Below are 10,265 nucleotides of genomic sequence, written 5' to 3'. Positions count from 1 at the left end.
TCTTTCGTGTCCGATTTCCTCGGTGCCTTTCAGGTTTCCGCTCCGGCCTCTCGGCCTTTCGCGTTTCCCTTTCCGGCGGTTCCGACTTTATCAGAGATTCTGAGTCGGAATTCCCCGCCCCCTTGGTATTGCTTCCAGCGCGTGAGCGCCGGGTGCTTCCCGTTCAGGCGGAGACGTAAACGTACTGGAGCGGGGCGCCCCGATGCAAATCGAGGCGCCCCGCTCCGGAGTTCACGCGGTGTCAGGTCAGACCTCGACCACCACGGGCAGGATCATCGGGCGTCGGCGGTAGTTGTCCGAGACCCACTTGCCCAGCGTGCGGCGGATGAGTTGCTGCAGCTGGTGGGGCTCTACGACGCCGTCCTGGGCCGACTTCTCGAGGACCTCCTGGACCCTCGGGATGACTGCCGTGAACGCCGAGTCGTCGATGCCGGAGCCGCGGGCCTGGACGTGCGGGCCCCCGGTGATCTTGCCGGTGCTGGAGTCCACCACCACGAAGACCGAGATGATGCCCTCGTCGCCGAGGATGCGGCGGTCCTTGAGGGAGGACTCCGTGACGTCGCCGACCGAGAGGCCGTCCACGTACACGTATCCCGCCTGGACCTTGCCGACGATCTTCGCCTTGCCCTCGACGAGGTCGACGACCACGCCGTCCTCGGCGATCACGATGCGGTCGTGCGGGACGCCGGTGAGGGCGCCCAGCTCGGCGTTGGCCCGCAGGTGGCGCCATTCGCCGTGGACCGGCATCAGGTTCTTGGGCTTGCAGATGTTGTAGAAGTACAGCAGCTCGCCGGCCGACGCGTGGCCGGAGACGTGCACCTTCGCGTTGCCCTTGTGGACGACGTTGGCGCCCCAGCGGGTCAGGCCGTTGATCACGCGGTAGACCGCGTTCTCGTTGCCCGGGATGAGCGACGACGCCAGGATCACCGTGTCGCCCTGGACGATGCGGATCTGGTGGTCGCGGTTGGCCATCCGGGAGAGAGCCGCCATCGGCTCGCCCTGCGAGCCCGTGCAGACGAGCACGACCTCGTTGTCCGGGAGGTCGTCCAGCGTCTTGACGTCCACCACCAGGCCCGGCGGGACCTTCAGGTAGCCGAGGTCCCGGGCGATGCCCATGTTGCGGACCATCGAGCGGCCGACGAAGGCGACCCTGCGGCCATACTCGTGGGCCGCGTCCAGGATCTGCTGGATGCGGTGCACATGGCTGGCGAAGCTCGCGACGATGATCCGCTTCTGGGCGCCGGCGAAGACGCCACGGATCACGTTCGAGATGTCGCGCTCCGGCGGGACGAAGCCCGGGACCTCGGCGTTCGTCGAGTCGGAGAGAAGGAGGTCGATGCCCTCCTCGCTCAGCCGCGCGAACGCGTGCAGGTCGGTGAGGCGGCCGTCCATCGGCAGCTGGTCCATCTTGAAGTCGCCGGTGGCGACGACCATGCCCGCGGGGGTGCGGACGGCGACGGCCAGGGCGTCGGGGATGGAGTGGTTGACCGCGATGAACTCGCAGTCGAACGGGCCGAGGCGCTCGCGGTCGCCCTCGGCGACCTCCAGCGTGTACGGACGGATGCGATGCTCCTGGAGCTTCGCCTCGATGAGCGCGAGGGTCAGCTTGGAGCCGATCAGCGGGATGTCCGGCTTCTCGCGGAGGAGATACGGGACACCGCCGATGTGGTCCTCGTGGCCGTGCGTGAGCACGATGCCGTCGATGTCGTCGAGGCGGTCCCTGATGGACGTGAAGTCCGGCAGGATCAGGTCGATTCCGGGCTGCTCCTCCTCGGGGAAGAGCACTCCGCAGTCGACGATCAGCAGGCGACCGTTGTACTCGAAGACGGTCATGTTGCGGCCGATCTCACCGAGGCCGCCGAGCGGGGTGACCCGCAGGCCGCCCTTCGGGAGCTTCGGCGGGGCGCCGAGTTCAGGATGCGGATGACTCAAAAGACTCTCCTCACCACGCGCGCCACGTACCTCCAGGGCACGTGGCGCGCATGACGTTCGTGCAGTAGCAGTTGTTTGGTGTGGGTGCAGGAGCTGTGTCCTGCGGTGTTTCGCGTATTCAGTTGTGAAGTCTGTGGTTAGAGCTGTACCCCGCCGGCGGCGAGATCGATCTTGAGCTGGGCCGTCTCGTCGGGGGACAGCTCGACCAGGGGCAGCCGCAGCGGGCCCGCGGGGCGGCCCTGCAGGGTGAGCGCCGCCTTGGTGGTGATCACGCCCTGCGTACGGAACATGCCCGTGAAGACCGGGAGCAGCTTCTGGTGGATCTCGGTGGCTTTCTGCACGTCACCCGTGGAGTACGCGTCGATCATCGCGCGCAGTTCCGGGGTGACGACATGGCTGACGACGGAGACGAAGCCGCAGGCGCCGACGGAGAGCAGCGGGAGGTTGAGCATGTCGTCGCCGGAGTACCAGGCGAGGCCGGAGCGGGCGATGGCCCAGCTGGCGCGGCCGAGGTCGCCCTTGGCGTCCTTGTTGGCGACGATCCTGGGGTGCTCGGCGAGGCGGACGATCGTCTCGGTGTTGATCGGTACGCCGCTGCGTCCGGGGATGTCGTAGAGCATGACCGGCAGCTCGGTGCTGTCCGCGATCGCGGTGAAGTGCCGGAGCAGGCCCTCCTGCGGGGGCTTGTTGTAGTACGGCGTGACCGTGAGGAGGCCGTCCGCGCCGACCCGCTCGGCGTCGCGGGCGAGCTCGATGCTGTGGCGCGTGTCGTTCGTGCCGACGCCCGCGACGACGTGGGCGCGGTCTCCGACTGCTTCCACTACGGCTCGAACGAGCTCGGCTTTCTCCGCGTTGCTGGTGGTGGGGGACTCGCCGGTGGTCCCGTTGATGACGAGGCCGTCATTGCCTGCGTCCACCAGGTGGACGGCGAGCCGCTGCGCGCCGTCGAGGTCGAGTGCGCCGTCCGCCGTAAAGGGCGTGACCATGGCGGTGAGGACCCTCCCGAAGGGGGTCTGCGGAGTGGAGGTCGGAGCCATGGGTAACACGCTACTCGCTGCTCAGCGCGTGGTCCCCCCTCGGGGGATGTGTGCGGACCTGACAAGTGAGGAGCCCGGCACTGCCTGCTCGGGGGTTCAAGCAGTGCCGGGTCCGTTTGATCAGGCTAGATGAACTTCTCGAAGTGCCGCAATACGGACACCTCGCTCGGCTCATCCGTACATCAGTGCCTTACGGAGCCACACGCCCGTTCTTGTTGAAGGCCGCGTGGGTGAGCGGCATCAGCCGGGCCCACTGCTCCTCCATCTTCTCGCCGACCATCTCGATCTCCCGCTGCGGGAAGGACGGGACCTTGGCGAGCTCGTGCTGGGTGCGCAGGCCCAGGAAGTGCATCAGGGAACGGGCGTTGCACGTCGCGTACATCGACGAGAACAGGCCGACCGGCAGGACCGCGCGGGCGACTTCGCGGGCGACACCCGCGGCGAGCATCTGCTGATACGCCTCGTACGCCTGGCGGTAGGAGTCCTCCATGACGCGGCCCGTGAGCTCCTGCTGGGCCTGAGTGCCCTCGACGAAGACGTACTTGCCGGGGCGGCCCTCCTGGACCAGCTTGCGGGAGGCGTCCGGGACGTAGAACGTCGGCTGGAGCTCCCTGTAGCGACCCGACTCTTCGTTGTACGACCAGCCCACGCGGTGCCGCATGAACTCGCGGAAGACGAAGATCGGGGCGCTGATGAAGAACGTCATCGAGTTGTGCTCGAAGGGGCTGCCGTGGCGGTCCCGCATCAGGTAGTTGATCAGGCCCTTGGAGCGCTCCGGGTCCTTCTGGAGCTCCTCGAGGGACTGCTCACCGGCGGTCGAGACGCGTGCGGCCCACAGGACGTCGGAGTCGGTCGCGGCGTGCTTCACCAGCTCGACGGTGACCTCGCTGCGGAAGCTGGGCTTGAGGTCTTCGGTGGGGGTCTCGCTCACTGGCGGGGTCCTTCCATGTGCATCACTCGGGCGGCGCCCACTCTATGGCCCGGCACTGACAATCGGTCCCTCGGTGACCCGCTACGACATTCTTCGACCAATTTGCCGAAACAGGGCACCTTTTGGACGATTCGAGCGTCTGTCTAGTCAACAGAGTCACGTTCGATTCACGTGAGCCCCGTGTGTGATCCGTGTGAGGAGAAGCGCAACCCATGTTCCGTCGGCGCGAGCCCGTTCCGTTCGCCTTCATCGCCGAAGCCGACAAGTTCCGCAGCAATGTCACTCCACCGCCCCGTGAGCGCGCATCGGCCAGTCAGATCGTGGGCCGCACCCTGGTCGGACTCGTCGTGGTCGCCGGGCTCGTGGGGTCGATGCTCTTCGGCATGCCCGCCCTGTCGCCCGACCAGTCGCCGGCGCAGAACCAGCAGTCGGAAGCCTCCGACGGCCGCTGACCGTCGTAGGCGCCCCCTGACTCATCCGGACCCCCAAGGGTGGCTGGCGACAGCGGGGCTCGGTAGCCTCACCGGGCACAGCCCATGCGTGGATTGAGTGAGGTTCAGTCGTGCCCCTGCCCTTCCTGACGGCGGACCGCGCCTTTGACGAGGCAGCGGAAGACACCGCCCTGCCGTTCGACGATCGCGACCACTGGCGGCGTCCCTACCGGCCGGGACCGTGGCGGGTGGGGGCCGCGGCGCTGCTTCTGCTGCTCGCCTCGTACGTCCTGGTCGCCGCCGTGATCATCGCGTTCGCCGACTCCCTCGCGGGGGCGGCGGTCTGCGCGGGGCTCGCGGTGGCCATCATCGCGAGCGCGCTGCGGCTGCTGCGCATGGGCACGTGGGTGAGCGCGCACGGGCTGCGCCGGGTCGCCTTCCTCACGACGCAGACCGTGCCGTGGGAGCAGGTCGTGACGGTGCGTACGACACAGCAGCCCGTGCGGTGGATGGGGCTGCCCCGCACCGTGCAGGGGCAGGCACTCGTGCTCGTACGCCGTGATCGGCAGGCCGACGGGCAGGCGCCGTTGCTCACCGACCGCAACGCCGACTTCCTCGCCCGGCACGAGGCCTTCGACCGGGCGGCCGACTCCATCGAGGTGTGGGCCGACGAGTACCGCCGCACGGCTTGAGGCGCTAGGCGCTAGGCGCTGACGGGCCTGCCCGCGTGGAGGGCGATCGCGCGCTGCATCGCCTTGCGTGCCCGCGGAGTGTCCCTGGCGTCGTGGTACGCCACCGCGAGGCGGAACCAGCAGCGCCAGTCGTCCGGTGAGTCCTCGGTCTCGGCCTTGCGCCTGGCGAAGACCTCGTCGGCCGAGTCGCGGTCGATGCGACCGCCCGGGGTGCGCTTCAACTCGTCGACGGGGAGGCCGCCTTCGGCCTCAAGGTCGGCGGCCAGACGGTTGGCGCGCTGGACGAACTGGGTGTTCTTCCAGAGGAACCAGACGCCGATGACCGGCAGGATCAGGACCGCGACACCGAAGGTGACGGTGAGCGCGGTGCCGTGCTTTATCAGGAGCACGCCGCGGCTGCCGACCAGGACGAAATAGACGACCAGGACGGCAGCCGTGACGGCGTAAGTGATCTTTGCTCGCATGACGGTCAGTTCAACTCGGTTCAGCTCGCGTCAGTTCAGGTCAAGGAAGTGTTCCAGGCCGAACGTGAGGCCCGGAGTGTTCACCACACGGCGTACGCCGAGCAGGATGCCCGGCATGAAGCTGCTGTGGTGCAGCGAGTCGTGCCGGATGGTGAGGGTCTCGCCCTCGCCGCCGAGCAGGACCTCCTGGTGGGCCAGGAGGCCGCGCAGCCGCACGGAGTGCACCGGAACGCCGTCGACGTCCGCGCCACGGGCACCGTCGAGCGCCGTCACCGTGGCATCCGGCTGCGGGGCGCTGCCCGCCTCCGCGCGCGCCGCCGCGATGAGCTGGGCGGTGCGCTGGGCCGTGCCACTGGGGGCGTCGGCCTTGTTCGGGTGGTGCAGCTCGACGACCTCGACGGACTCGAAGTACGGCGCGGCGATCTGCGCGAACTTCATGGTGAGGACCGCGCCGATGGAGAAGTTCGGTGCGATCAGGACACCCGTCTCGGGGGACGCGGCCAGCCAGGTCTTCAGCTGCGCGAGGCGGTTGTCGGTCCAGCCCGTCGTACCGACCACGGAGTGGATTCCGTGGCGTACGCAGAACTCGAGATTGCCCATCACCGCGTCGGGGTGGGTCAGTTCGACCACGACCTGGGCGCCGGTCTCCACCAGCGTCTCCAGCTGGTCGCCGCGGCCGAGTGCCGCGACCAGTTCCATGTCGTCGGCGGCTTCGACGGCTCGCACGGCCTCGGAGCCGATCCGGCCCTTGGCCCCGATGACCGCCACGCGCAACTTGCTCATGTGCCTGATTCCTTAAGGGAGTTAAGGGGGTTAGGAGACCGCTTCGTGCAGGCGGGCGGCCTGCTTGTCCTTCAGCGGGCCGATGGCCGACAGTGACGGGCGGTGGCCGAGGACGTCGCGGGCGACCTCACGGACCTCGTCCGGGGTGACCGCCGCGATCTTGGCCAGCATGTCGTCGACCGACATCTGCTCGCCCCAGCACAGCTCGCTCTTGCCGATGCGGTTCATCAGCGCGCCGGTGTCCTCGAGGCCGAGGACGGTGGAGCCCGCGAGCTGGCCGATCGCGCGGCCGATCTCGTCGTCGCTCAGGCCGTGCTCGGCTACGTGGTCGAGCTCGTCGCGGCAGATCTTCAGTACGTCGTGCACCTGGCTCGGGCGGCAGCCCGCGTACACGCCGAAGAGGCCGGTGTCGGCGAAGCCCGACGTGTACGAGTACACGCTGTACGCAAGGCCGCGCTTCTCCCTGACCTCCTGGAAGAGGCGGGACGACATGCCGCCGCCGAGCGCGGTGTTCAGGACCCCGAGGGCCCAGCGACGCTCGTCGGTGCGGGCCAGGCCCGGCATGCCGAGGATGACGTGGGCCTGCTCGGTCTTGCGGTTGATGACCTCGACGCGGCCCGCCGTGCGCAGCGCGCGGGAGCCCTGGCGCGGGATGACCGGCGTCGCGTCGGTGCGGTGGAGGGCGCCCGCCTTCTCGAAGGCGGCGCGGACCTGGCGTACGACCTTGTTGTGGTCGATGTTGCCCGCGGCCGCGACCACCAGACGCGTCGGGTCGTAGTGCTTCTTGTAGAAGCGGCGGATCCGGTCGGCGGTGAGGGCGTTGATCGTCTCCTCGGTGCCGAGGACCGGGCGGCCGAGGGGGGTGTCGCCGAGCATCGTGTGCGCGAACAGGTCGTGCACGCAGTCGCCCGGGTCGTCCTCGGTCATCGCGATCTCTTCGAGGATGACGCCGCGCTCGGCGTCGACGTCCTCCTGGAGGATCAGGGAGCCCGTCAGCATGTCGCAGACGACGTCGATGGCCAGCGGCAGGTCGGTGTCGAGCACGCGCGCGTAGTAGCACGTGTACTCCTTCGCCGTGAAGGCGTTCATCTCGCCGCCGACCGCGTCGAGCGCGGCCGAGATGTCGAGCGCGCTGCGCTTCTTGGTGCCCTTGAAGAGCAGGTGCTCCAAGTAGTGCGTGGCGCCGTTCAGGGACGGCGTCTCGTCGCGGGAGCCGACGTTCGCCCAGATCCCGAAGGTCGCCGAGCGTACGGATGGCAGGGTCTCGGTGACGACGCGGAGGCCGCCCGGAAGCGTCGTACGGCGGACCGTGCCGATGCCGTCCTTGCCCTTGAGGAGGGTTTGGGTACGGGCGACGGCCCGCCCCTCCGAAGAGGGGCGGGCCGTCGTCGTGGTGCTACGCGACGTCACTTGTCGGTGTCGTCCTTCTGGTCGTCGCCCTCTTCGCCCTCGATGACGGGGATGAGGGAGAGCTTGCCGCGGGAGTCGATCTCGGCGATCTCGACCTGGACCTTCTGGCCCACACCGAGGACGTCCTCGACGTTCTCCACGCGCTTGCCGCCGGCGAGCTTGCGGATCTGCGAGATGTGCAGCAGACCGTCCTTGCCCGGGAGCAGGGACACGAACGCACCGAAGGTGGTCGTCTTGACGACCGTGCCCAGGTAGCGCTCGCCGACCTCCGGCATGGTCGGGTTGGCGATGCCGTTGATCGTGGCGCGGGCAGCCTCGGCGGCCGGGCCGTCGGCGGCACCGATGTAGATGGTGCCGTCGTCCTCGATCGTGATGTCGGCGCCGGTGTCCTCCTGGATCTGGTTGATCATCTTGCCCTTCGGGCCGATGACCTCACCGATCTTGTCCACCGGGATCTTGACGGTGATGATGCGCGGCGCGTTCGGGGACATCTCGTCCGGAACGTCGATCGCCTCGTTCATCACGTCGAGGATGTGCAGACGCGCGTCACGGGCCTGCTTCAGCGCGGCGGCCAGGACCGAGGCGGGGATGCCGTCGAGCTTGGTGTCGAGCTGGAGCGCGGTCACGAACTGCTTCGTACCGGCGACCTTGAAGTCCATGTCGCCGAACGCGTCCTCCGCACCGAGGATGTCGGTGAGGGCGACGTAGTGCGTCTGACCGTCGATCTCCTGGGAAATGAGCCCCATGGCGATACCGGCGACGGCGGCCTTCAGCGGCACACCGGCGTTCAGCAGCGACATCGTGGAGGCACAGACCGAACCCATGGACGTCGAGCCATTCGACCCGAGGGCCTCGGAGACCTGACGGATCGCGTACGGGAACTCCTCGCGCGACGGCAGGACCGGAACGATCGCGCGCTCGGCGAGCGCGCCGTGGCCGATCTCGCGGCGCTTGGGCGAACCGACACGGCCGGTCTCGCCGACCGAGTACGGCGGGAAGTTGTAGTTGTGCATGTAGCGCTTGCGCGTCACCGGGGAAAGGGTGTCGAGCTGCTGCTCCATGCGGAGCATGTTGAGGGTGGTGACGCCCAGGATCTGGGTCTCGCCACGCTCGAACAGCGCCGAGCCGTGCACGCGCGGGATGGCCTCGACCTCGGCGGCGAGCGTACGGATGTCCGTGACGCCACGGCCGTCGATGCGGACCTTGTCCTTGATGACGCGCTCGCGGACCAGCTTCTTGGTCAGCGCGCGGTACGCACCGGAGATCTCCTTCTCGCGGCCCTCGAACTGCGGGAGCAGCTTCTCGGCGGCGATCTCCTTGACGCGGTCCAGCTCGGCCTCGCGCTCCTGCTTGCCGGCGATGGTCAGCGCCTGGGAGAGCTCCGACTTCACGGCGGCGGTGAGCGCCTCCAGGACGTCGTCCTCGTAGTCCAGGAAGACCGGGAACTCGCCGGTGGGCTTGGCGGCCTTGGCGGCGAGGTCCGACTGGGCCTTGCAGAGGACCTTGATGAAGGGCTTGGCGGCCTCAAGACCGGCAGCCACGACCTCTTCGGTCGGCGCCTCGGCGCCGTCCTTGACGAGCTGGATGGTCTTCTCGGTGGCCTCGGCCTCGACCATCATGATCGCGACGTCGCCGTCCTCCAGGACGCGACCGGCGACGACCATGTCGAAGACGGCGTCCTCGAGCTCGGTGTGCGTCGGGAAGGCGACCCACTGGCCCTTGATGAGCGCCACGCGCGTGCCGCCGATCGGGCCCGAGAAGGGCAGGCCGGCCAGCTGCGTCGAGCAGGAGGCGGCGTTGATCGCGACCACGTCGTACAGGTGGTCGGGGTTGAGCGCCATGATCGTCTCGACGATCTGGATCTCGTTGCGCAGGCCCTTCTTGAAGGAAGGACGCAGCGGGCGGTCGATCAGGCGGCAGGTCAGGACCGCGTCCTCGGAGGGACGGCCCTCACGACGGAAGAACGAACCGGGGATCTTACCGGCGGCGTACTGCCGCTCCTCGACGTCCACCGTCAGGGGGAAGAAGTCGAGCTGGTCCTTGGGCCGCTTGGAAGCGGAGGTGGCCGACAGCACCATGGTGTCGTCGTCCAGGTACGCGACGGCGGAGCCTGCGGCCTGCTTGGCCAGGCGGCCCGTCTCGAAGCGGATGGTGCGGGTGCCGAAAGTGCCGTTGTCGATAACAGCCTCGGCGTAGTGGGTCTCGTTCTCCACTAGCGTTTTCTCCTCGTCTTCGTCCCTTGGCCCGTGTGGCACGGGGACGGTGGCGGAGAAGCGCCCTTCTGGTGCGGGCCGGTCTTCGATCGAAGCACCCGGGCGGTACGCGATTGCTCGATGCGCGAGTTCTCCTCGACGCTCTAGCTTTCGCCGTACCCCGGGGGCCACTACCGAGGACCGGCGGCGGCGTTCCTCGAGGTGCGCTTCTCCTCGTTCGTGTGACGTCGTCTCGTCGCTCCGTGCGACGCCGTTACGTCTTTGAACCGTGCAGTCCGATTCTGCCCAGTCCGGTATGGGTGTGCGTATGACGTTGTGCGACCAGACTACAAAGGGCCGGTGACACTTCGCACGTAGAGCATGCGTACATCA

At 68.2% G+C, this 10,265-nt stretch carries 9 protein-coding genes; 2 read left to right on the top strand and 7 right to left on the bottom strand.

Features of this window, described 5'->3' with window-relative positions:
* Window positions 1–246 precede the first annotated feature (246 nt).
* The 3 genes from AB0G47_RS39965 to thyX form a co-directional block, all read right to left on the bottom strand.
* The gene (locus tag AB0G47_RS39965) at window positions 247–1,932 is read right to left on the bottom strand and encodes a ribonuclease J (RefSeq protein WP_266871236.1); all 1,686 of its coding nucleotides are present in this window, start codon (window positions 1,930–1,932) and stop codon (window positions 247–249) included.
* Between the two features lie 137 nt (window positions 1,933–2,069).
* Window positions 2,070–2,969 carry a 4-hydroxy-tetrahydrodipicolinate synthase gene (gene dapA / locus AB0G47_RS39960; RefSeq protein WP_266871235.1) on the bottom strand — a complete coding sequence of 300 codons (900 nt, stop codon included), beginning with the start codon at window positions 2,967–2,969 and terminating at the stop codon, window positions 2,070–2,072.
* A 190-nt stretch (window positions 2,970–3,159) separates the two neighbouring features.
* A complete protein-coding gene (gene thyX / locus AB0G47_RS39955) occupies window positions 3,160–3,900 on the bottom strand; it encodes an FAD-dependent thymidylate synthase (protein WP_360780723.1) in 741 nt (246 codons plus the stop codon).
* A 212-nt stretch (window positions 3,901–4,112) separates the two neighbouring features.
* Between thyX and AB0G47_RS39950 the strand changes: the two genes are divergently transcribed.
* Entirely contained in the window at window positions 4,113–4,352 is a 240-nt protein-coding gene (locus AB0G47_RS39950) for a hypothetical protein (protein ID WP_360780720.1), read from the top strand.
* A gap of 110 nt (window positions 4,353–4,462) precedes the next feature.
* Window positions 4,463–5,023 (top strand): hypothetical protein, encoded by a 561-nt coding sequence (locus AB0G47_RS39945; protein WP_360780716.1) that lies wholly within the window; start codon window positions 4,463–4,465, stop codon window positions 5,021–5,023.
* Between the two features lie 11 nt (window positions 5,024–5,034).
* On the opposite strand, the gene AB0G47_RS39940 is transcribed toward AB0G47_RS39945, so the two are convergent.
* From AB0G47_RS39940 to AB0G47_RS39925, 4 genes are read right to left on the bottom strand one after another with little or no spacing between them, the layout of a single operon-like run.
* Window positions 5,035–5,487 (bottom strand): tetratricopeptide repeat protein, encoded by a 453-nt coding sequence (locus AB0G47_RS39940; protein WP_360780712.1) that lies wholly within the window; start codon window positions 5,485–5,487, stop codon window positions 5,035–5,037.
* Between the two features lie 30 nt (window positions 5,488–5,517).
* Entirely contained in the window at window positions 5,518–6,270 is a 753-nt protein-coding gene (dapB, locus tag AB0G47_RS39935) for a 4-hydroxy-tetrahydrodipicolinate reductase (RefSeq protein WP_360780709.1), read from the bottom strand.
* Window positions 6,271–6,300: 30 nt separating this feature from the next.
* A complete protein-coding gene (locus tag AB0G47_RS39930; RefSeq protein ID WP_360780706.1) occupies window positions 6,301–7,680 on the bottom strand; it encodes a pitrilysin family protein in 1,380 nt (459 codons plus the stop codon).
* On the bottom strand, window positions 7,677–9,893 hold the full coding sequence (locus AB0G47_RS39925; protein WP_360780703.1) for a polyribonucleotide nucleotidyltransferase: 2,217 nt from the start codon (window positions 9,891–9,893) through the stop codon (window positions 7,677–7,679). The genes AB0G47_RS39930 and AB0G47_RS39925 overlap by 4 nt, the downstream gene beginning before the upstream one ends.
* Window positions 9,894–10,265: the final 372 nt, after the last annotated feature.

The organism is Streptomyces sp. NPDC021622, from assembly GCF_040640795.1.
Lineage (GTDB): Bacteria > Actinomycetota > Actinomycetes > Streptomycetales > Streptomycetaceae > Streptomyces.
The sequence above is the reverse complement of the archived record's forward strand: the minus strand, read 5'-3'. Positions and strand labels throughout refer to the sequence as shown.